20 protein-coding genes are annotated in these 20,959 nt (G+C 43.7%); 14 read left to right on the top strand and 6 right to left on the bottom strand.

Annotation, left to right across the window (positions count from 1 at the left end):
• Positions 1–97: 97 nt before the first annotated feature.
• The gene (locus FHW88_RS22340) at positions 98–3,757 is read right to left on the bottom strand and encodes an ABC transporter permease (protein WP_176627960.1); all 3,660 of its coding nucleotides are present in this window, start codon (positions 3,755–3,757) and stop codon (positions 98–100) included.
• An 819-nt stretch (positions 3,758–4,576) separates the two neighbouring features.
• Here FHW88_RS22340 and hemC point away from each other — a divergent pair.
• A complete protein-coding gene (hemC, locus tag FHW88_RS22335) occupies positions 4,577–6,172 on the top strand; it encodes a hydroxymethylbilane synthase (RefSeq protein ID WP_255485396.1) in 1,596 nt (531 codons plus the stop codon).
• Between the two features lie 49 nt (positions 6,173–6,221).
• On the opposite strand, the gene FHW88_RS22330 is transcribed toward hemC, so the two are convergent.
• Together FHW88_RS22330 and FHW88_RS22325 are read right to left on the bottom strand one after the other, a co-directional pair.
• Positions 6,222–6,665 (bottom strand): DNRLRE domain-containing protein, encoded by a 444-nt coding sequence (locus FHW88_RS22330; protein ID WP_176627958.1) that lies wholly within the window; start codon positions 6,663–6,665, stop codon positions 6,222–6,224.
• 42 nt (positions 6,666–6,707) lie between these two features.
• Positions 6,708–7,175, bottom strand: coding sequence for a PKD domain-containing protein (locus tag FHW88_RS22325; protein WP_176627957.1), 468 nt, complete (start codon positions 7,173–7,175; stop codon positions 6,708–6,710).
• Positions 7,176–7,359: 184 nt separating this feature from the next.
• Here FHW88_RS22325 and hemB point away from each other — a divergent pair, with 184 nt between their 5' ends.
• From hemB to hemJ, 7 genes are all read left to right on the top strand, one after another.
• A complete protein-coding gene (hemB, locus tag FHW88_RS22320; protein WP_176627956.1) occupies positions 7,360–8,331 on the top strand; it encodes a porphobilinogen synthase in 972 nt (323 codons plus the stop codon).
• Between the two features lie 258 nt (positions 8,332–8,589).
• Complete coding sequence (hemL, locus tag FHW88_RS22315) at positions 8,590–9,957, top strand: glutamate-1-semialdehyde 2,1-aminomutase (RefSeq protein WP_176627955.1); 1,368 nt, start codon at positions 8,590–8,592, stop codon at positions 9,955–9,957.
• Positions 9,958–10,051: 94 nt separating this feature from the next.
• Positions 10,052–10,927, top strand: a complete 876-nt coding sequence (locus tag FHW88_RS22310; RefSeq protein WP_090529091.1) for a sensor histidine kinase — start codon at positions 10,052–10,054, stop codon at positions 10,925–10,927.
• An 18-nt stretch (positions 10,928–10,945) separates the two neighbouring features.
• Positions 10,946–11,653 carry a response regulator transcription factor gene (locus FHW88_RS22305; RefSeq protein WP_090529686.1) on the top strand — a complete coding sequence of 236 codons (708 nt, stop codon included), beginning with the start codon at positions 10,946–10,948 and terminating at the stop codon, positions 11,651–11,653.
• A complete protein-coding gene (locus FHW88_RS22300; RefSeq protein WP_176627954.1) occupies positions 11,653–12,183 on the top strand; it encodes a hypothetical protein in 531 nt (176 codons plus the stop codon). The genes FHW88_RS22305 and FHW88_RS22300 overlap by 1 nt, the downstream gene beginning before the upstream one ends.
• A 138-nt stretch (positions 12,184–12,321) precedes the next feature.
• Complete coding sequence (gene hemE, locus FHW88_RS22295; protein ID WP_176627953.1) at positions 12,322–13,347, top strand: uroporphyrinogen decarboxylase; 1,026 nt, start codon at positions 12,322–12,324, stop codon at positions 13,345–13,347.
• 112 nt (positions 13,348–13,459) lie between these two features.
• Complete coding sequence (gene hemJ / locus FHW88_RS22290) at positions 13,460–13,993, top strand: protoporphyrinogen oxidase HemJ (protein WP_176627952.1); 534 nt, start codon at positions 13,460–13,462, stop codon at positions 13,991–13,993.
• Between the two features lie 17 nt (positions 13,994–14,010).
• On the opposite strand, the gene FHW88_RS22285 is transcribed toward hemJ, so the two are convergent.
• Positions 14,011–14,313: a hypothetical protein gene (locus tag FHW88_RS22285; protein WP_090529102.1), complete on the bottom strand. Its 303-nt coding sequence runs from the start codon at positions 14,311–14,313 to the stop codon at positions 14,011–14,013.
• Positions 14,314–14,455: 142 nt separating this feature from the next.
• Between FHW88_RS22285 and FHW88_RS22280 the strand changes: the two genes are divergently transcribed.
• From FHW88_RS22280 to FHW88_RS22265, 4 genes are all read left to right on the top strand, one after another.
• A complete protein-coding gene (locus FHW88_RS22280) occupies positions 14,456–15,025 on the top strand; it encodes an RNA polymerase sigma factor (RefSeq protein WP_176628094.1) in 570 nt (189 codons plus the stop codon).
• The gene (locus FHW88_RS22275; RefSeq protein WP_176627951.1) at positions 15,015–15,803 is read left to right on the top strand and encodes a hypothetical protein; all 789 of its coding nucleotides are present in this window, start codon (positions 15,015–15,017) and stop codon (positions 15,801–15,803) included. Before FHW88_RS22280 ends, FHW88_RS22275 begins: the two co-directional genes overlap by 11 nt.
• Before the next feature lie 32 nt (positions 15,804–15,835).
• Entirely contained in the window at positions 15,836–16,666 is an 831-nt protein-coding gene (locus tag FHW88_RS22270) for an outer membrane beta-barrel protein (RefSeq protein WP_176627950.1), read from the top strand.
• Between the two features lie 139 nt (positions 16,667–16,805).
• The gene (locus FHW88_RS22265) at positions 16,806–17,804 is read left to right on the top strand and encodes an ABC transporter ATP-binding protein (RefSeq protein ID WP_176627949.1); all 999 of its coding nucleotides are present in this window, start codon (positions 16,806–16,808) and stop codon (positions 17,802–17,804) included.
• 391 nt (positions 17,805–18,195) lie between these two features.
• On the opposite strand, the gene FHW88_RS22260 is transcribed toward FHW88_RS22265, so the two are convergent.
• Entirely contained in the window at positions 18,196–18,507 is a 312-nt protein-coding gene (locus FHW88_RS22260) for a hypothetical protein (RefSeq protein ID WP_139159988.1), read from the bottom strand.
• 236 nt (positions 18,508–18,743) lie between these two features.
• Here FHW88_RS22260 and FHW88_RS22255 point away from each other — a divergent pair, with 236 nt between their 5' ends.
• Both FHW88_RS22255 and FHW88_RS22250 read left to right on the top strand, forming a co-directional pair.
• A complete protein-coding gene (locus FHW88_RS22255) occupies positions 18,744–19,859 on the top strand; it encodes a sensor histidine kinase (protein WP_176627948.1) in 1,116 nt (371 codons plus the stop codon).
• A complete protein-coding gene (locus FHW88_RS22250; RefSeq protein ID WP_090529123.1) occupies positions 19,856–20,590 on the top strand; it encodes a LytR/AlgR family response regulator transcription factor in 735 nt (244 codons plus the stop codon). Before FHW88_RS22255 ends, FHW88_RS22250 begins: the two co-directional genes overlap by 4 nt.
• 20 nt (positions 20,591–20,610) lie before the next feature.
• On the opposite strand, the gene FHW88_RS22245 is transcribed toward FHW88_RS22250, so the two are convergent.
• Positions 20,611–20,928, bottom strand: coding sequence for a hypothetical protein (locus tag FHW88_RS22245; RefSeq protein WP_176627947.1), 318 nt, complete (start codon positions 20,926–20,928; stop codon positions 20,611–20,613).
• Between the last annotated feature and the right edge of the window lie 31 nt (positions 20,929–20,959).

The raw sequence follows: 20,959 nt of genomic DNA, 5'->3' as shown, positions 1-20,959 counted from the left end.
GCCTTTTCTCGTAAGATGATCAAGGCTGATAGTGGAAACATCAGGGTCCTCTACAAGAGACCCTGATGAGAAGGTAGTCTCACAATCATCTTCCTGATTATTCTGTCCTCAAACTTTTTACAGGGTTCGCCAGCGCGGCTTTTAACGCTTTGTAACCTACCGTGAACCAGCCTATCAATAACGAAGTTGTAATGGCTGCCATAAAAACCCATAAGCCCGGCGAAATACGATAGGCGAAAGTTTGCAGCCATCCGTTCATCAGGTACCAGGCAAGGGGCGCTCCAATCACAAATGCCACTACGATAAGCACTAAAAACTCCTTCGAAAACAGGTACACAATGCTGCTTGTTGATGCGCCTAAAATCTTCCGGATCCCAACCTCCCTGGTACGCTGTACTGCCATAAATGATACCAGGCCATACAAGCCAAGACAGGAGATAAAAATCGCGATGAGCGCAAATACTTTATAAATCAGTTCGAGCTGGTTTTCCTGTTCGTAAAATTTGGCAATGCTTTCGTCAACAAAAAAACCGGTGTAGGCATATTCGGGATATTTTTTTTCCCAGGCACTTTGCACCAATGCTGCCGTTTTTGCAAGTCTCCGGCTTTCAATTTTTACGGCTATTTGCTGTTCCGATTGTTTTGAGGGGAACATCACCAGCGGTTTAATTTCCTCGCGCATGGAGTTTGTTTTAAAATCAGCAACAACGCCTGTTATAGGCAGGTTTCCGTAACTGTCGAAGGTGATAGTTTTACCCAAAGCATCGTCGGCACGTTTAATGCCAAGTTTGCGCACCAGGGTTTCATTCACCACCAGTTCGCGCGCGGTATCGCTGGCGCGATAAGGTTTACCCGCTATAAACCGGAGGTCAAATGTTTTAAAGTAATCCGCATCGGCCACTTTCATAAAAATATCAAAGCCTGGGTCCTTTTCTGAGTGGTTGAAAAAGAAATTACTTGAATTATTATGCGACGATGATGGTGCATCAGCCGAAAAGCTGGCTGCCTTTACTCCCGGCAATGTAAGTACCTGTTGCTTAAAGCTGTTTAATCGCGATAAACCTACGCTATCGGCAGGGCATGGTATAGCCAATACAGCTTCTTTATTAAATCCAAGGTCGGCGTTGTTTACAAAATCCATTTGCTTCACGGCGATGGCCGTTCCAATGATCAGCAGCTGTGAAATGGCAAACTGGGTAACTACCAGTACACGGCGGAGTGATATGCCGCCTACCGCTGCCGAATTAATCTTATTTTTCAGCGCCTGGACCGGTTTAAATCCTGATACGATAATTGCCGGGTATACTCCCGAAAGCAGGACCACAGCAAGTACTACGCAGGCCAGGCAAAGCAATATGCCGGGATTGAACAAACCAATGCTGTCCGAAACGCTGGCGATATGTTTGAGTAACGGTAAAGCTATTTCGGCCACGCAAACCGCAAGCCCGGCCGAAAACAGTACAATGATGGCTGTTTCGCATAGCACCAGGCCTACCAATTGCCCGCGGCTACTGCCCAGCACTTTGCGGATGCCTACTTCTTTGGAGCGGCCTACAGATTGCGCAGTCGAAAGGTTAATGAAATTGATGGATGCCATAACGATGATCAGCAACGCGATAAGCGACAAGGTACGCAGCGTGGACTTGCTGGTTACATGATCGCCCAGCGTGCCGCCAAAACTGGTGTCAAAATGGATTGCCGATAGGGGTTGCGCTACAGCATATCTTTTCCTGGCAGCGCGTTTACTATCACTATTAAATTGTTTTTCGGAAAAACTGAGCATTTGCCTTTCGATAGTGCTTTGCAGCACATTAGCCGGAAATTTTATATACACCTGGCAGTCACTGCTGGTTTCATCCCAGGTATATGAATAATGGTAGCTTTTGGCATTCTGCTTCCAGGTAATGTACGAAATTAGCACTTTAAACGGCAGGTCGGTATTGGGGGGAACATCCTGTATCACACCCGCAACCTTTAGCGTCAGCAGGTTGTCCATCCTAAGCGTTTTTCCTACTGCCAGTTGCCAGTTACCAAAATATTTTATGGCGCTGCTTTTATCTATCACCACCATATTGGGGGCCTTTAAAGCCGACGCGCTGCCGGCGAGCCAGGTTGCTGAAAAAATATTGAAAAGCTGGGGTTCGGCAAACATGATGCCGGTGTTCTCAATAAATTTTTTATCGCCGACGGGGTTACCATCGGCTGCAGGGGCCACGATCTGGCTGCCGTAAATGGCATTGATGCCAGCAACAACAGCCTGCGGAAAATAAAGGCGAAAAGCATCTACCGCGGGTGTTGAAATCCCGGCACTATACCTGATATTGCCTTCCCTGTCTTTTTTGGTAACGATGCGATAGGTGCTTTTATAACCGGGTTGATAGGTGTCAAAGCTCAACTCATATTGAACAACTACAAATATCAGCAGGCAGGCCGCAATGCCAACCGCCAGCCCGGCTACATTAATGGCCGAGTAACTTTTGTGACGGGTGATATTACGCCACGCGATCTTAAAATAATTTTTGAACATATAGCTGCGGTTTAATTTCCGGGAAGGCCACATAATTGTGGCTTCATGCTTCGAAATTACCCCTGCAAACTGGGTGTGTCGTCTTAAGTTATAACCTGGGAACTCTTTTTGAGGTTCATTTTTATATTCCGCCGGGCTTTTACCCGTCATTTGTTTAAAAATGCGGTTAAAGGTGGATTTTGAATTGAACCCCGACTCCAGTGCTATGCCAAGCAAGGTTATATGATCAAAAGCGGGATCCCGCATTTTCCGGATTACTTCCGCAACGCGATATTCGTTAATAAAATCGTTAAAGTTTTTTTTGAGAGCAATATTAATGATCCGGGATAATTCATGCACTGTGAGCCCAAGCTTGTCAGCGAGCGAGGTCAAACTCAACTCCGCGTCCTCGTAATACCGCTTGTCTTCCATAACCCGCCTGAGCCAGGCCCCCTTTTGCCGCAGCACTGCCGGAACCGGTGTTCTCGAAACCGCGGGAGCCTGCGCAATAATAGTGCTTCCTGGTTTTGAATGGACTGTCGCCGCTATCCAGATCATCATTCCTGCTAACAGCAAGTACAAGGGGTAATACGCGTTAATACCCAACCGGTAGTGGAAATAAAAATAATCCGCAGCGGCAAACGGCAGCCATAATAACCATAAAAGGCCCAAAGCCTTAATTAACCGATGCAGCCAGCGCATTTGGTTGCAGTAGCGGTCGTTTACGCTATTGAATTTTAACTCCCGGTCATAACTTTCTATCAGCCTGAAAGAAATATACAGGTAGGCAACCACCGAAATGAAGGCCACCATATTGAGTACCGGATTCGCTTGCCGAAAGATCGGTGTATCATAAGTTGCCGTGCCGGTGCTGACGCTTTGCCCAATCTCCAATACAAAAATGCCCTGTTGCAGCAACAAGGGGATAAAGTGCAGCAGATCCGCGCGGCGTAATTTATACTCTGGCCGGGTTATCATAAGTACGTAAAAATAAATGAGCGGACCAGGCGCAAGTGAAAATTGAAGCGGCAGCCGGCTCCAATGCGGAAAGTAAGTGCCCAATCCAATGCTTTGTCCCAATACCCGGACCATCCATAAAACTATGGTTAGCATCGCCAGGGCCAGAAAAAGGTTTGCAGCGCGATTAATATTGGGGGTAAACCATAAGAGCAGGCTAAAAGTCAGCCCGATAAATATCGTTGCTAAAAATGCAAAATCATAAGGGGTAATATGGAAAATGAATGCAGTCAAGTTGCCCAATTGCGTCAAAGGTTATTCCAACTTTATAACTTACTGAAATATAGCGATTACAATTTTACAAGAGGCAATTATTGTAATAAAAACGGACGTTTGGTTGTGCGGATATGGGTCACCATTATTGTTTGAGGATACAAAGTCAGGTTTGTGATTCCGCGGCGTTATGTTCCACTTTTCATTAGCCGGCCGAAGTTAAAATCTGTTATATGCGCCTGCAATAGCTATCTGACGAAGCTACGCTTCGTCAGATATAGAGAGAAGGGCACAAAGCTAATATTACATTCTTTAACTACTGGTGGCAATACTTTGTCAGTATCAAATTCAACCAACCGGTTTCACCTTAAAAAAATGAAAAAAAATGGGAAAAAAGATTAAAAAATCAGCTTTATCTTCAACAATCGTGAAACACTCAATAAACATTCCATAAAGTTTTAAACGTTGATTATCAATAATTTAACAATGTTCCATACAAAACATTAAAGCGCTGACTATCAATCGATAACTTATAAAAACCGTTTCACTGTTTCACTCTTAAAAAATGGAACATATCCATTTTTTAAGAAAAAGAAACACGGGGCTTTTTTCATTTTTTCTCGGGAATCAAAAAATTGGGACAGCCTGTTTGTTACACAAATGCTGCTATTATAAAATCGTCGCCGTCGCAAGCCTCCCGGCTTGCAGCCTGGCTGGTTTTACATGGCGCTAATCGTACACATTACCGTCATTTTGTTGCAATTAACAATAATTCATTATATTGATGTACCTTATCATCGGCATAAAAAATTAAATTTGCAGCTGCAAACATTCATTCTTTTGGACAGAAAACTGATTATAGGAACCCGTGGCAGTGAATTGGCTTTATGGCAGGCCAATTTCGTTAAAGACAGCCTTGCTGCCATTAATATTACCGCCGAGTTAAAGATCATTAAAACCCAGGGCGACCGCATCCTTAACCTCAGCTTTGATAAGTTGGAAGGTAAAGGCTTTTTTACCAAAGAATTAGAAGAAGAATTAATAGCCGGCACCATTGATATTGCGGTCCATTCGCATAAGGACCTGCCTACCGAAAATCCTCCGGGACTCATCATCGCAGCAGTTTCAGAACGGGAAGACCCGGCTGAACTGTTGTTGATCTTGAAAGACTGCGTTGATGTGCACCAAAAGCTATCTGTTAAATATGGTGCTATCGTTGGCACCTCGTCAAACCGGCGCAAAGCCCAGCTCCTGGCCCACCGTCCCGATCTTGAAATTGAAGAACTTCGCGGTAACGTGCCTACCCGTATCGGTAAGCTGCGCGATGAAAAATATGATGCCATTATGCTGGCCAAAGCCGGCGTTAGCCGTTTAGGCCTCGACCTGAGCGAGTTTCATGTGGAAGAAATAACTCCGGTTGAAATGATCCCGGCCCCTGCACAGGGCGCATTGGCTATCCAGATCCGCGAAACAGATCATGAACTTTTTGAGGCCCTGCAGGCCTTACATCATACCGATGTAGCCGAAGAACTGGCCGTTGAGCGTACCGTATTAAAATTATTTGGCGGTGGCTGCCACTTACCTTTAGGTTGTTATTGCCGTAAGGAAGATGGCTTTTTCCAGGTGTTTACCTCTAAAGCCAACGATGGAGATGAATTTCCGGACAGATTATTTGTAAAATCAGATACAACTGATGGATTAGCCGAGAGAATAGTATCTATGTTTGACGCCAATCGTAAACTGGCTCAAAGCGTATTTATAACCCGTGATCTTTCAGAGCAGAGTTATTTCCGTAAAGCTATGAAAAAACATGGCATAGCAATAGATGCCCGCTCGTTAATTCGAACCGTGCCGGTAATCAACAAACTTGACCCATATATTTTACGGGATATCAACTGGATATTTTTTAGCAGCAAAAATGCTGTTGAGTATTTCTTCGCCCTGAAACCGCAATTGCCATCTAAAATAAAATTTGGCGTAATGGGTACAGGATCAGAAGATGCCTTGCGCCGAAACGGCTATTTTGCTGCTTATGTTGGTGAAAGCGGCGATACCACCGATGTAGCAGCTGATTTTGCGGCAATAGCCAACCATTCAAAAGTATTGTTTCCTGGTGCCGAAGGTTCTTTACGCAGCATACAACAAGGTTTATCTGCAGATACAAAAATAATTGACCTCACGGTTTACGAAACGGTGTTAGAGCAGCACGTTGAAGCCACAGGCGCAGACATACTTGTGTTTACCAGCCCGTCAAATGTTGAGGCATATTTTCAGGATAATTTATTAGAACCTAATCAACAGGTAATTGCTATAGGTAAATCAACCGGTAAGAAATTTGATGAAATGGGTACCAGATATACCTTACCGTACTCGCCCGACGAAGTAGGTTTAGCCGAAGCTGTTTTTGGAACAGTCTGCCTAACTAACAGGTGCTAAAAAACAGATATTGTCCGTAGGTGGTAAGGCTACGGACAATATTAAAAAATCAATGTTTAACGTATTTCACAATCAACCTGGGGTGCCTTGTGTTGTCATAATAATAGCTTGAGCAAAATATCCGGCTGGTGTATAATACTTCATTTTGGAGAGAGAGCTTAAATCCATAATTTGATTTATTGCTTATCATCACACTTACTATATCTTTTACGTTTATATTCATATTTAGAAAGGGCTGGTTAGTACTTGGCACCACAATCTGGTTGGCCGTTAAACCTGCAGGCTGATTAAACCAGCTAACATTTGTTATATCCCAATCGGCAGCTACCTGCTGTATTACAAAAGAATTATCAGCACCGAAGTTTGCGTGTACCAAATCACCGTTTTTAGGTATAGTATCAGAATATAAGCGGAGCTCCGCGGATATGACAGTGGCATTGGCCGGAATGCTGCTTAAATCAAATTTTAATAAATTACGTACGGTGATGGGCAAGCCACCGATAGTCCAGGCAGCAAGCGGTTCCTCTATCGCGGTTCAGTTACTGGCATCCGTACCGTTGTACAAACCGATATTGGTTTCATAAGGATTGTTGGTTGGCGAAAGATCAAGTGTTGTTACATCCGAAGGCTTTACTGTTACCTCAACAGTATCAACACCCGTAAGACCATCCTTATTAATCACCATAAATTGGAACTGATACTTCCCTTCGACAAGATGTCTTGCTTTAGCCGATGCAGAAGCCTCATTTATAAGGAAAGCTTCTGCAGGCCCTGATATTTGGCTCCACAAATATCCGGCTATCCCATCAGCAGCATTACCACTTTTTCCGGTCAGTTGAACCGAATCCTGTGGTAAAGTAATGGTTACGTCAGCTCCGGCCTGAGCCAAAACCTTTTGGGATACAGATTTTGTGGATATAGGGGGGACGCTCGTTTTTTTACATGAACCCAGCATAGCAAAAACCAGCGGTGCAATTATCAGTGATAATCTAAAGTATTTCATTATTCCTCAAGTAGTTAGGCTATACAAATATAATTATATATTCTATATAAACCTCGCTTTAAATCATTCTTACGCCATAAATTGCCTTTAAAGTCTTTTAAAGCCACATAATTGTATACGTTTATATAAATTTGTGCTTCGCAGGCGGTAAGATAACTATAGAAACCTGAGTATTGATCATAATATGTTACAACGACCAAGAAGGAACCGAAAAAGTGAAGTGATCCGCCAGATGGTGCAGGAAACGCATGTTAGCGCTGCTAACCTGATTTTCCCGCTATTTATCATCGACGGCGTAAACCAGAAAAGTGAAGTGGCATCGATGCCGGGCATCTTCCGTAATTCTATCGATAACCTGCTGCGCGAAATTGAAAGCTGCCTTAAACTGGGCCTTAACTCTTTCGACCTGTTCCCTAATATTGCCGAGGAGTTGAAGGACAAATTTGCTACGGAAAGCTACCGCGACGAGAGTTTGTATCTGCGCGCTATCCGCGAGGTAAAAAAGAACTTTCCTGAAGCCTGCGTAATTACCGATGTAGCCATGGACCCCTACAGCAGTGATGGCCATGATGGTATTGTAGAAAATGGCGTGATCCTGAACGATGAAACGCTTGATGTTTTGGGTAAAATGGCTTTGGCACATGCACAGTCAGGCGCTGATATTATTGCGCCATCAGATATGATGGATGGCCGTGTAGGTTATATTCGTAATGTGCTTGACGACAATGGTTTTACCAACGTATCGATCATGTCATACTCGGCTAAATATGCGAGTGCATTTTATGGCCCGTTCAGGGATGCATTGAACTCGGCACCAAAGTTCGGCGATAAAAAAACTTACCAGATGAATCCCGCCAACCAGCGCGAAGCCCTGATTGAGGCCGAACTGGATGAACTGGAAGGCGCCGACTTTTTGATGGTAAAACCGGCCCTTCCCTACCTTGACGTTATTAAACTGATAAAAGATAATACCGAACTGCCTGTCGCTGCCTACAACGTAAGCGGCGAATATGCCATGATCAAAGCCGCCATACAACGCGGCTGGTTAAACGAGCAGCGTGCCATTACCGAGGTACTTACCAGTATCCGTCGTGCCGGTGCAACTGCTATTTTAACCTACCATGCCAAAGAGGTTTTGGAGAATAAGTGGTTGTAGGGTAGTGATTAGAGGTTGGAGATTAGAGGTTAGTGCGCAGGCCGCGTTAGGGATTGCAGTGGAAAGCCCACAGCGCGGGCGGGATTGAGGGATGGCAAAGCGAGGACTTGCAACGGAAAGCCCGGGCCGCAGGCAACGCCCACAGTGATAAACATAATCGAAAAGCACAATTAATACCGATTACTTACAATTAACCAATTACAAGGAATTAAGTAGTACTGGTTAAACAAAAATCAGAGTTTAGAATTTCAACAATATATGTTCGATTCAATAAAAAAGATGTTTTCTGCAGAGGATGAACCGGTAAATACTACGGGCAAGCCCGATATCAGTCGCGAAAAATCGGCCGAGCTTTATGCTAAGGCGCAAACCTATTTTCCGGGTGGGGTTAATTCACCGGTAAGGGCTTTCAAGTCTGTTTATGGCACGCCGCTGTTTATTCAAAAAGGCGATGGGAGCCATATCTGGGATGCCGACGGTAACGAATTTATCGATTACTGCTGCTCATGGGGGCCACTGATCCTGGGGCACAACAATGCTAAAGTAAGGGAAAAAGTTATTGAGGTAATGCAAAACGGCATGAGCTTCGGTGCACCTACCGCATTGGAAAATGAACTGGCCGAGCTGATCCTGAAAAACAATAAGTTTATTGAAAAAATCCGCTTTGTAAGCTCAGGTACTGAGGCTGTAATGTCGGCCATCAGGTTGGCCAGGGGATATACCAAACGCGATAAGATCCTGAAATTTGAAGGCTGCTATCACGGCCATGCTGATGCTTTATTGGTAAAAGCAGGTTCGGGCCTGGTTACCTTCGGCGAAACTTCATCAGCCGGCGTGCCTAAATCAGTCGCTGATGAAACCATAGTAGTAGCACTTAACGATAAGGAAGCATTAGCTAAAGCTTTTGAAGAATTTAAAGACCAGATTGCGGCGGTGATCATTGAGCCGGTACCAGCAAATAACGGTTTGCTGCTACAGGAAAAAGAATACCTGCAATATCTGCGCGACATCTGTACGCAAAACGGCACCATGCTGATATTTGATGAGGTGATCTCCGGTTTCCGCGTTGGCTTTGAAGGTGCTGCCGGTTACTACCAGATCAAGCCTGATATTATTACTTACGGTAAAATTATCGGTGGCGGTATGCCTGTTGGTGCTTATGGATCATCGGCAGCAATCATGAGCAATATCTCGCCGGAAGGTTCGGTTTACCAGGCAGGCACACTATCGGGTAACCCAGTTGCTATGGGTGCCGGTATCGCCCAGCTTAGTGAGCTTTTACGCATGGGCTTTTACCGCGACCTGAACAATAAAACAGAGGAGTTCGTAGAAGCCATTCAGCGTTTTGCTACCGCCCGCAATTATAAGTTTAAGGTGTTTGGCATAGGCTCCATATTTTGGTTTGCTTTTACAGATAAAGAGTATATTCGTAAAGCCGAAGATATTGATTCGTCAAGCATGGAAAAATTCAAAAAGTTCCACCGCGAATTGTTGAACAGGGGCATTTATTTAGGTCCGTCGGGTTATGAGGTTGGCTTTATATCATCAGCCCATACCAAAACAGACCTGGAGAAAACAAAACGTGCTATATTTGATAGTTTGGATTTAGTATTCAATTCTAAGTAGCCAGTTTGCAGTTGCCGGCGGGCAGTTTGCACTTAATATAACATTGCAAACTGACAAACTACTGCCAACTGAAAACTGATAACTGCCAACTGATATGAAGAAGTCATTTGTTATTTTTTACGCGCTCATCACCTACGCCGTTGCCGAACTGGTATGGTGGGGCTATATGCTGGTTACGCTGCAACCGCGCCGTACCGGTATGATTCTGGGCGAAGGGGCTATGTTTGTAGCCGTATTTTTAATTGGCGCCATTAACCTGCACCGCTCGTTTAATAAAGAGCGCCGTCTGCAGGAGCAAAAAAAGAACTTCCTGCTTTCGGTAACGCATGAGCTGAAATCGCCGCTGGCATCAATCAAGATCCTCTTGCAAACCATCCAGAAACGTCATCTAACCAAAGAACAGCTGCTTGATTTTATTGAAAAATCATTGAACGATGTTGAGCGTTTGGATGACATGGTTGAGAATATGCTGCTTGCATCTAAGATCGAAAACCGCTCATATAGTTTCCCTAAGGCCAGCTTTAACCTTTCGGTTTTGGTTGACAGCATTGTTAACCGTCTGCAGATCTCCAAATGCGATTGCAACCAGCAGATCATAGAAGCCGAGATTGAGCCTAAGGTGGAGATTGTGGGCGATAAATTTGCCCTGACATCGGTAGTGACCAATTTGATAGAAAACGCTGTAAAATATTCAAGCCCCTGCTCATCTGTTGGGGTAAAGCTGTTTTCGAAAGATGATAAAGTTTATTTGCAGGTATCTGATCATGGTATCGGCATAGCCGACGAGGAGAAAACCCGCATTTTCGACCGTTTTTACCGTGTAGGCAGTGAAGAAACCCGTAACACAAAGGGCACCGGACTGGGCCTTTATATTGTTAAGGAGGTGTTGGATAAACACCAGGCCAGCATCAGGGTTAAAGATAACCGCCCTGCTGGTAGTATTTTTGAAGTTACATTTGGACTAACCTAAATTAAGACAATGAATAATATGCCAAACAAAAAAAGGATTTTATTGGCCGAAGACGAAGAGCATTTGTTAGAAGCAATTAAGCTTAACCTTGAGCTGGAAGGCTATAAGGTAACTCCGGCTAAAAACGGCAAAAAAGCTTTACAGTTATTTAAGGAAGAACGTTTTAACCTGGTGATACTGGACGTAATGATGCCCGAAATTGACGGCTTTGTTGTCGCCGAAACCATCAGGCTTGAAAATACCGAAGTACCTATCATGTTCCTTACGGCTAAAAACACCAATGAGGACAAGATTTCGGGCTTAAAAAAAGGTGCTGATGATTATCTTACCAAGCCGTTTAACCTCGAGGAGCTTATTTTAAGGGTGAACAACCTGGTAAAACGCAGCTTAAAAGGCGAAGACCTGAAAGAGTTTAACAGCTATAAAATAGGTGATAAAACCATCCATTTTAACTCATTTGAGCTGGTTAACGAAGATGGCTCCATTACCGCCCTTACCAAAAAGGAAACCATGCTGCTTAAATTGTTGATTGAGCGCCGTAATGACGCCGTATCGCGCGAGCAAATCCTGGAAACCGTTTGGAATTATGACGTTTATCCGTCAACCCGTACTATCGACAACTTTATCCTAACCTTCCGTAAGTACTTTGAACCAGATCCTAAAAACCCGGTTTATTTCCACTCCATTCGTGGCGTTGGCTATAAATTTACCGATAACCAGCATTAATGTTCAGTAACAGGACACGTATATTCATTGCGTTTATATTTCTGCTGTCGTTAGGTATATTGGTATACTTTCAAATTTATGAACTTGCGGCAGTTGCAGCTATGATGATCATCCTGCTTATCTGGGATTATTTCAGGCAGGGTACGTTGGTTGTAGCATCCAAACATTTTCATGTAAAGGATTATGATAAAACTGCTGCCTCGTTAAACGAGATCATGAAACCCGAATGGCTCAGCAAAAACCGCCGGGGATATTATGAGTTTATATACGGCGGTTTATGCCTGCAAAGGCAGGATTTTGAAGGGGCAGAAATGCACTATGAAATAGCGGCACAATACCCCTTGCGTTCGGTTAATGACCACGTAGCCGCTTTGGTTAGTGTAGCCAATATCAGCATCAGGCGTGGTAATTTTGAAAAAGCGAAAGCTTACCTGCAGTTAACCGAGCAGCATAAAGAAAAAATAACTGCCAAAATGAGGGAAGTGATAAGCCGACTTCAGCAGGAGCTTCAGAAAGAATCAAGACAGTAAGAAGAAAGAATCAAGACTATAAGAGTCAAGAGACAAGAAAATAAGAAATAAGACGGCAGGAGTCAGGAAGCAAGAATTATGAAGGGAGACGTTCTCTTCTTGGTTCTTGATTCTTGACCTCTTGCATCTAACTAAAGTATGAGAGATTCGTTATTAATAAAAGCGGCATTTTCGGAGCAAACAGAACGCCCACCAGTTTGGATGATGAGGCAGGCAGGCCGCTTTATGAAAGAGTATTGGGACATTAAAAACAAATACTCGTTCCTTGAAATGTGCAAAACGCCGGAGATAGCCGCCGATGTTACCATGCTACCGGTTGATCTGTTAGGAATTGACGGTGCAATTTTGTTTTCAGATATCCTGGTAACGGGTGAAGCCATGGGCGGTGACCTTAGTTTCAACGCAGGTGTTGGTCCGCTGTTTGCTAACCCTGTACGTACACAAGCCGATATCGATAACCTGCAAACTAATGTTATTGATAAGCTGCAATATGTTGCCGATGCTATTAAGGTGATTCAACAGCGCCTTGGCGGCCGTATTCCGTTGATAGGTTTTGCCGGTGCACCGTTTACCGTAATGAGCTATTTGGTTGAAGGCGGATCATCAAAAGATTTTAAACTTACCAAACTGATGCTGCACAATGAGCCGGAAATGGCCCATCAGTTGTTATCAAAAATAGCTGCCGTGACGGCCGACTATCTCAACATGCAGATTGCTGCGGGCGTAAATGCTGTACAGATCTTTGACAGTTGGGCGCAAGCTTTGGCATGGGATGATTATAAAGAATTTAGTCACCGTTATATTGCTGAGATCATCAGCAAACTAAACCGTAAAGATATCCCGGTGATTTCTTTCTGTAAAGGCAGCTCGGTTTTTGCACCGCTAATGGCAGAGGCTAAGCCGGATGTAATTTCTATCGATTGGAATGTCGATCTGTTAGATATCAAAAAACGTTTACCGGCAGGTATTGCAGTACAGGGGAACCTTGATCCGCACATCCTTTATGCCGATAAAAAAGTAATTAAAGAACGCATCTACCACCTGTTCGACCGAATGAAAGGCGAAAACGGCTTCATCTTTAACCTGGGCCATGGCATTATGCCTGATATCCCGTTTGATAATGTGAAGTACGCGGTAGAAGTGATAAAAGAATACAGAAACTAATAATAAAGCCAACATGTCATTGCGAGCGATAGCGTGGCAATCCCGAACTATGCAAGTCGCTCTGTAAAGTTCGCGATTGCTTCGTTCCTCGCAATGACATGTATTAATTGACATGTACGATTACGTAAAAGCTATACATATCATTTTTGTGGTCTGCTGGATGGCGGGGTTATTTTATAGCGTACGTTTATTTATTTATCATACCGAAGCCCAGGATAAGCCCGAGCCGGATCGTACTATATTGTCTAAACAATTCGAAATCATTGAACGCAAGTTATGGAATATCATAACTATCCCCTCAATGTACATTACTATAGTAGCGGGCGCAACGATGCTTATCCTCAAGCCAATTTGGCTTCAATTTGGATGGATGCATATCAAGCTAACCTTTGTTGTGGCTTTAGTGATCTATCATTTCATCTGCCAAAATAAAATAAAACAGATGCGTAACGGCGTATTCAGATGGACATCCATTCAGCTCCGCTTGTGGAATGAACTTGCTACCATTTTTCTGTTCGCCATTGTTTTCCTTGTGGTGCTTAAGAGCGCTTTGAATTGGATCTTTGGTGTTGTTGGCTTGGTATCGCTGGCAGTGATATTGATGATAGCCGTGAAGATTTATAAAAGATATAGGGAGAAGAAATAATCAGCTGATTTTAATATTTATCTAAAAGCCTCATCGTCAAGTTCTATTTTCCCCTCCAGTTCAAGCAACTTCTTTTGATTTTCTAAAATCGCAGATATATCTAATTCATGATCTCCCCTTTGAGCTCTTTGCCATTCTACCGGATCCCCAAATGAAGATTCAGAAGCAGCCCTGAAATTCAAAATCCGCTCTTTGAGCGCTTCGCGGCTTATACTCTCAGTTTCTGCACTTTTTTCTTCTATAATAACATTAAGCTCTTTAGCCAAAGCGATTATCTTCGCGATGCTTTGCTTGTTATCTGATTTTAGGATTAATTCCATGATTTTATCTATTGGCGCTTCTCAAAAAGCTGTAAACCGAAGTTACAACAAATCATCATCATTCATCTTCTTAAACTATTCATCAAAATATTTACATCCCCATGCAACCATTTGCATCACTCTGCCATCTTACTTATAAATGATGTTTTTGGAACCTAAATATACCATTCACCAACTGATAGACCGCTGCCGGGCCGGTGAGCGCAAGGCGCAGGAACTGCTTTATAAGCAGTTTGCCTCAAAAATGTTGGGGGTGTGTATGCGCTATGCCACCGACCGCATGGAGGCCGAAGACATGTTGCAGAATGGCTTTATAAGGGTTTTCCACAAAATGGATGATTACCGGGGCGATGGCTCATTTGAGGGCTGGATTAGGCGCATCATGGTTCACAGTTCAATTGAATACTATCGCAAACATCATAAAATGATGCAGGTAATTGATATTGATGAGGCAGGGCATGAGCCATCGGTTAATCCAATAGCAGCGGCCAACCTGGATGCAAAAGTGCTGATGGGCATGATACAGCAGCTTGCACCAGGATACCGGATAGTATTTAACCTTTATGCGCTGGAAGGCTATTCGCACAAAGAGATAGCGGAGATTGTAGGCATTACCGAGGGTGCCTCTAAATCACAGCTGTCAAGGGCTCGTACAATATTGAAAGAACAAATTGCTAAAATGGAGGGCAAAAGTTATGGATATGCAGGATAAGGAACTGGACAGGCTGTTTCAACAAAAGCTTGATGACCTGGAGATACAACCGTCGGCCCATGTATGGCAGGGCATCAACGCCGAATTAAACGCCGGCAGGCGTAAAGGAATATTATTGCCTTTGCTAAGCGCAGCAGCAGGTGTTATATTACTGATCACCGCAGGTATCCTGTTTATCCCTAAACAAGTGGCTAAACATCATGACCATCCAACAGAAATAGTTAAAACCCACCAACCGGTAAAACAACCCGTTGCAGTTACAGTTGAGCCTGTGGTACCTCCGCCCCCTGCCCAAAACAAAATTACTGCTAACCCGGTTATAGCACCTGTTAACAATTTGGCCCACGTTAATAAAACCAAAACAAAAACTAACTTGACGCAATCCATACAACAGCCAATAGTTACTGCCCAACCGCCTGTAGATGCCCATACAGATGAACCATTATTAGCAAATGCCCCTGCCGCAGATTATCCTGTTGTTAAAGCCGCAGCCCCGGATACAGCAGCCAGGATCAGCCCGAAATCAACCATCATTGCCGGCGACAACACACAGCCGGTATTGATAGCCCAGATACCGCCGCATGCCGTTCCTGCTACAGCAAAATCTGTAAAAAGGCACCGCATCCGCAGCCTTGGCGATGTTTTTAACGTGGTGATAGCCGCTGTTGATAAACGTAAAGACAAAGTAATTGAATTCAGTAATACCGATGAAGACGATGCCACCATTACAGGCCTGAACCTGGGCTTTATTAAAGTAAAAAAAGAGAAAGACAAATAATATCTTAGCGAACGATAGACATACCACAACATATGAAACGCCTTATTTTTACCATCACAATATGCCTTGCCGCAAGCTTTGGTTTTGCTCAAAGCACACCTGCCGATTCTGCACAAAACACGTCAGATACCACTGCACATAAAAAGCATGTTAAAGTAAAACTTGGCTTTGGCGATGACGTAACCCAGGTTAACATTAATAATGATGAGCCAGATACTACCTACCATGCCCACAAGGCACCTGGATTTTCCTTTGGGGTAACCTTTTCAAGGATCGACCTCGGTTTTGCTACGCTGATTGACAATGGCAGCTTTACCCTATCTGATAAAAACAAATTTTTAAGCTACCGCCAGTGGAAAACAAGCAACTTTGGTTTTGATGTACTGCAATTTGGTTACCGGTTTAACAGTGCTTTCAAAATCTATGTATCCGGCGGTTTCGACTGGACCCATATCCGCTTACGTAATGATATCACCATACAGCGTAACGCGCCGGTGCTCACCTACGTTCAGGACAGTATCCACTTCAGTAAAAACCGTTTTTCATCAACCTACCTTCGCATACCGCTATCGTTCTATTACCGCAGCCATGAAGATGACCGGGGGAATTATTTCAGGTTAGTTGCCGGTCCGGAGATTGGCATCTTGCTTAACGGCCGCGTAAAACAAATCAGTGAGGAAAATGGCAAGCAAAAATTTAACGACGACTATCATTTTGCCAAACTGCGCAAAGGCGTATTCGTACGCATGGGTTACGGCATTATGGGCTTATACGCCAAGTATTACTTTAACGACATGTTTGAAAACAGCCCGGATCAAAAAGGGTTAAGGAACTTCTCATTCGGATTGACTTTTGGCTTCTAAACAGAACCATGATTCTGAACCATGATTTTTAGGATTCTGGGATTACCATGATAGATAGATGACTTGCTCTATCCTATAATCTTTAAATCAGGCAAATCATGGTTCAAAATCATGGCTCAAACGTTTATCTTTGCCCCTGATGTCAGAGATTCCTTTTTTGCAGGCAGTTGCCATAAGTAAAATATACCCGGGAAAGCAGCAGGCCGGTGTAAAAAAAACCGGGCTCATTATTGAGCCGGGCAAAATCACCGCCATTATTGGCGAAAGTGGCAGCGGTAAAAGCACTTTACTACGCTTGTTATATGGATTGCTCTCACCCGATGAAGGCACCGTTTACTTTAAAGGTGAACGCATTTGGGGCCCTGAAGAAAAGCTGATCCCCGGTCATGATGCCATGAAAATGGTAACCCAGCATACCGATGATCTTAACCTGTTTGCCAAAGTTTGGGATAACGTGGCGGCTATGCTGCCGGCAACAGATCTCAAAGCCAAACAGGAGAAAACCGAAAGCGTGCTCAAACAGCTCAATATGTTCAACATGGCTGATAAGCGGGTGGCCGACCTGAGCGGTGGCGAAAAGCAACGCGTAGCCATCGCCCGCGCCATCGTTACCCATCCCCAGGTATTATTGCTCGATGAACCTTTTAACCAGGTTGATACTTCGTTCAGGGAAGGCCTGCAGCATGATATCAGGCAGATAGTTAAAGAAACCGGATTAACGGTGATCATGGTATCCCATGACCCGGCCGAAGTACTATCGATGGCAGATGAGCTCATTGTTATAAACAAAGGAGAAATTGTTGAGCATGGCAATCCCAAGGCACTGTACAAACACCCTAAATTTCTTTACACCGCCCAGTTGCTCACCAATTGCAATGTACTAACCGCTCATGAGGCCCGTTTTTGCGGCATTGACATAACCAAAGAATATGCGGTTGTTTATCCTGAGCAAATCAAAATTAAATTGATAGCGGCAACCAAAAGCTGGGTTGTTAAGCAGGTGTTATTTAAAGGCTTTTATGAGGATCTGATCCTTCAGCACGAAGATATAACCCTACGGGTCTTGAGCGAGGAAACCGGAAAGTATGCCGAGGGAGATTTGGTAGCAGTACGGGTTGAGAAGTATTTGGAGTATTAATCCCACGATTAGGCTTACAAGGCAAGCAAGATATTTAGTTGTAGTTAACTGATATCGGCCCGCTCATTCGCCGCGGGTTGGCTTTGTTCTTTTTCTTGATAAAAAGAACCAAAAATCAAGTCAGCAGATAGGCTTCTTTGCGCTCAAGGCCTTTGCCCTGCAAACCGGGCATAACCACGGGCTGCAATTATTTTGCCCTGCTTCGCTCGCTCGTTGTCCCCGCTTCTGCAAAAACTTGCTATGCCCCAACAGCAGCACAGGCCACCATTGTTCTGCCCGCTTTCGCCCGAAGCTTACCTGCTGACGGGAAGGAAAAGAATTTTCTTAAAAATAAACCGGCGCCATACCTCGCGTTGACCACCGGTTTTTAAACGTATATTTAAAAAAGATCTTAATGCCTTAAATCAAGGCTCAGCATTACCAGGTTTTTACTTTCAACATAGGCGGTGCGCTCGTTCAACCTGTCAAGGACCTGGTCAAGCGCCAGGCGGGTCTTTTTCTTTTTAATGTTGAGTTTGCTGTAAACTGTTTCCTCGTATATCAGCTTATTGTTATCGTTATAAAACTTAATGGTTTGCACGCGGGGCAAATTAATATTGTGTTCAACTACCCAAAAACCGCGTACGTTTGTTATTTTATTTTGAGCCTGCACCGCAGCTGCTGCAAATGCCAGTATACAAACTGTGATAATCAACTTTTTCATGGTGTTATTTTTAATATAAACTAAAATTAAGGGCTCGTAAAATGGCTTGAAAATAGCATAGGCACACAACCCGCCAGTTACGATTAACCGCATTTTAATACGACAAATAAACATCCAACCTGAAAAACGTACCGAAGCAGCCTTACTCCAGGTAGTTCGTCATCAAATGATTGCAGTTTGTCGCACTTTTATCCTAAAAGCCGTCCAATTAAACTGTTTTACAGTAAATTAGCTATATGAATACCGGCTTCGATCTCCTGCTCAATAATATAAAGCTGCCGCGCTTTTGGCAGCACGTGATATTTTGGGTAATTGTATCGTTTTTCATCACGACGCTTTATTCGTTCCAGACCAATTTTTGGGTATCCTTACGCAATAACCTTTTGTACATGCCCATACAAATAGCGTATTACTATGCCATTGCTTACTGGTTGGTGCCCAAATATGTTTTTGAAAAACGATATGTGATGTTTTTCATGATGCTGATACCGCTTGTTTTTGCATGTATGTTTATCAGCCGTACCATCGGAATCCTTTTTGTTGCGCCCTACCTGATCAGGGTGATGCACGTAACAGATGCCGGTTATATCGCCTCAACCCAACGCCCGTTTTTTGAGCAGTTAACAGATGGGCAAAGCCTGGTAAATTCATTTAAAGGGACTAACCTGTTTACCGGGTTTGTACTTGCTATTAAACTTTTTAAAATGTGGTATGAGCGCAAGCAGGCGGCATTAGAAGCCGAACTCAACGCGTTGAAAGCCCAGGTACATCCGCATTTTTTATTTAATACACTTAATAACCTTTATTCGTTAAGTCTTAATAATTCGCCCAAATCGCCGCAGGCCATAATTGGCCTGTCGGATCTGCTGCGCTATATGCTCTATGAATGCTCAGATAACGAAGTACTTTTGGAGAAGGAAGTATTTATGATGCAGCAATATGTAAAGCTCGAAAAACTACGCTATGAAGAACGCATCGACATTAACTTTACCATTACCGGTAATTTGAAAGATAAAACTATAGCCCCGCTGCTCATTTTACCTTTTATCGAAAATGCTTTTAAACACGGCACCAGCGAGCAGGTAGGCGCTACCTGGATCAATATTGATATAAGTGTTACACTAAACCACTTCAAGTTAAAAGTAGCCAACAGCAAACCCGAACATCTTGTTGAAGAAGGCTGTACACCGGGGCATATCGGACTAAAGAACGTAACCAAAAGGCTCAACCTGCTGTACCCTCATACCTCACGCCTGAAGATCGTGAACGAAGAAGATACCTTTTTTGTGGCGCTTGACCTCGACCTGAAAATCATAAAACACGCTGCTGTACAACAAATGGTAACCGCATGAAAATCCGCACACTTATAGTCGACGATGAGCCACATGCCATTGAGGTATTGAAAAACTATCTTGCGCGCTTCAGCGAGATGGAGGTTACCGCCACCTGTAATGACGGTATTGAAGCCTTTCGCCTCTTGCAACAAAAACCTATCGATTTGATGTTCCTGGATATTCAGATGCCGGGAATAAAAGGTACCGACCTGCTGAAAAGCCTCAAGAACCCGCCTAAAGTAATTTTCACCACCGCCTACAGCGAATACGCCCTTGATGGTTTTGAGCTCAACGCGGTTGATTACCTTTTAAAGCCTATCTCTTTTGAGCGTTTCCTGCGGGCGGTCGACAAGATTTATCAGCTAAACGAGCATAAGGGCAAACTCCTGATTACCCATGAAGAGCCTGTAAGTGATACCCATACGTTCATTTATCTTAAAGTAGACCGCAAAACAATTAAGGTTAATATCAATGATATTTTATGGATAGAAAGCCTGCGCGATTATGTTAAAGTAGTGGCCGTAAATAACCACGTCCACATTACCAGGCAAAAGATCAGCTTGCTCGAAGAAATGCTTCCTGAGAACAGGTTCGTACGCATCCACCGGTCATTTATAGTGGCATTAAACAAAATAGATTCTTTCTATGCCTATAGCATGGATGTTGCCGGGCATGAGCTGCCTATCGGTCGCAACTATAAGCAGGATGTACAGAAAAAGCTGAAGAGTGAACGGTTGCAGATGGGATAGAAATAAGCTCATCCATACTTTTAATTAACCGGCTTGAAGCCTGCAAACATATCACCTGCCTCCTTCAAAGTATTCAACGGCACATAATCACAAACTTCTGCATATTCGCCCCACATTTGCTGCACTGCTTTATTATGATGAGCACTTACAATAGCTTCAGCACTCAGCCATTCAAAAACTTCTATGATAGTGCCGTCAGCAGCTTCCATAATGATGGATTCACGATCGGTTACCAACCTCTCTTGCTTAAGGCGTGGCAGATGCGTTTTCATTAACTGTTTTAGTGCTTCCTGTTTGCCCGGTTTAGGTTTATAAGCAACAATTACAATCTGTCCCATGGGTTTCAGTTTATTAATATGCAATTTACAA

This window comes from Mucilaginibacter sp. SG538B, from assembly GCF_013376065.1.
Classification (GTDB): Bacteria; Bacteroidota; Bacteroidia; order Sphingobacteriales; family Sphingobacteriaceae; genus Mucilaginibacter; species Mucilaginibacter rubeus.
The sequence above is the reverse complement of the archived record's forward strand: the minus strand, read 5'-3'. Positions and strand labels throughout refer to the sequence as shown.

Excerpts from the sequence above, each read along its gene's own strand:
- FHW88_RS22325 (WP_176627957.1), bottom strand. The coding sequence starts at position 7,175 with ATGAAATACTTTAGATTATCACTGATAATTGCACCGCTGGTTTTTGCT.
- hemB (WP_176627956.1), top strand. The coding sequence starts at position 7,360 with ATGTTACAACGACCAAGAAGGAACCGAAAAAGTGAAGTGATCCGCCAG.
- hemL (WP_176627955.1), top strand. The coding sequence starts at position 8,590 with ATGTTCGATTCAATAAAAAAGATGTTTTCTGCAGAGGATGAACCGGTA.
- FHW88_RS22310 (WP_090529091.1), top strand. The coding sequence starts at position 10,052 with ATGAAGAAGTCATTTGTTATTTTTTACGCGCTCATCACCTACGCCGTT.
- FHW88_RS22305 (WP_090529686.1), top strand. The coding sequence starts at position 10,946 with ATGCCAAACAAAAAAAGGATTTTATTGGCCGAAGACGAAGAGCATTTG.
- FHW88_RS22300 (WP_176627954.1), top strand. The coding sequence starts at position 11,653 with ATGTTCAGTAACAGGACACGTATATTCATTGCGTTTATATTTCTGCTG.
- hemE (WP_176627953.1), top strand. The coding sequence starts at position 12,322 with ATGAGAGATTCGTTATTAATAAAAGCGGCATTTTCGGAGCAAACAGAA.
- hemJ (WP_176627952.1), top strand. The coding sequence starts at position 13,460 with ATGTACGATTACGTAAAAGCTATACATATCATTTTTGTGGTCTGCTGG.
- FHW88_RS22285 (WP_090529102.1), bottom strand. The coding sequence starts at position 14,313 with ATGGAATTAATCCTAAAATCAGATAACAAGCAAAGCATCGCGAAGATA.
- FHW88_RS22280 (WP_176628094.1), top strand. The coding sequence starts at position 14,456 with ATGTTTTTGGAACCTAAATATACCATTCACCAACTGATAGACCGCTGC.
- FHW88_RS22275 (WP_176627951.1), top strand. The coding sequence starts at position 15,015 with ATGCAGGATAAGGAACTGGACAGGCTGTTTCAACAAAAGCTTGATGAC.
- FHW88_RS22270 (WP_176627950.1), top strand. The coding sequence starts at position 15,836 with ATGAAACGCCTTATTTTTACCATCACAATATGCCTTGCCGCAAGCTTT.
- FHW88_RS22265 (WP_176627949.1), top strand. The coding sequence starts at position 16,806 with ATGTCAGAGATTCCTTTTTTGCAGGCAGTTGCCATAAGTAAAATATAC.
- FHW88_RS22260 (WP_139159988.1), bottom strand. The coding sequence starts at position 18,507 with ATGAAAAAGTTGATTATCACAGTTTGTATACTGGCATTTGCAGCAGCT.
- FHW88_RS22255 (WP_176627948.1), top strand. The coding sequence starts at position 18,744 with ATGAATACCGGCTTCGATCTCCTGCTCAATAATATAAAGCTGCCGCGC.
- FHW88_RS22250 (WP_090529123.1), top strand. The coding sequence starts at position 19,856 with ATGAAAATCCGCACACTTATAGTCGACGATGAGCCACATGCCATTGAG.
- FHW88_RS22245 (WP_176627947.1), bottom strand. The coding sequence starts at position 20,928 with ATGGGACAGATTGTAATTGTTGCTTATAAACCTAAACCGGGCAAACAG.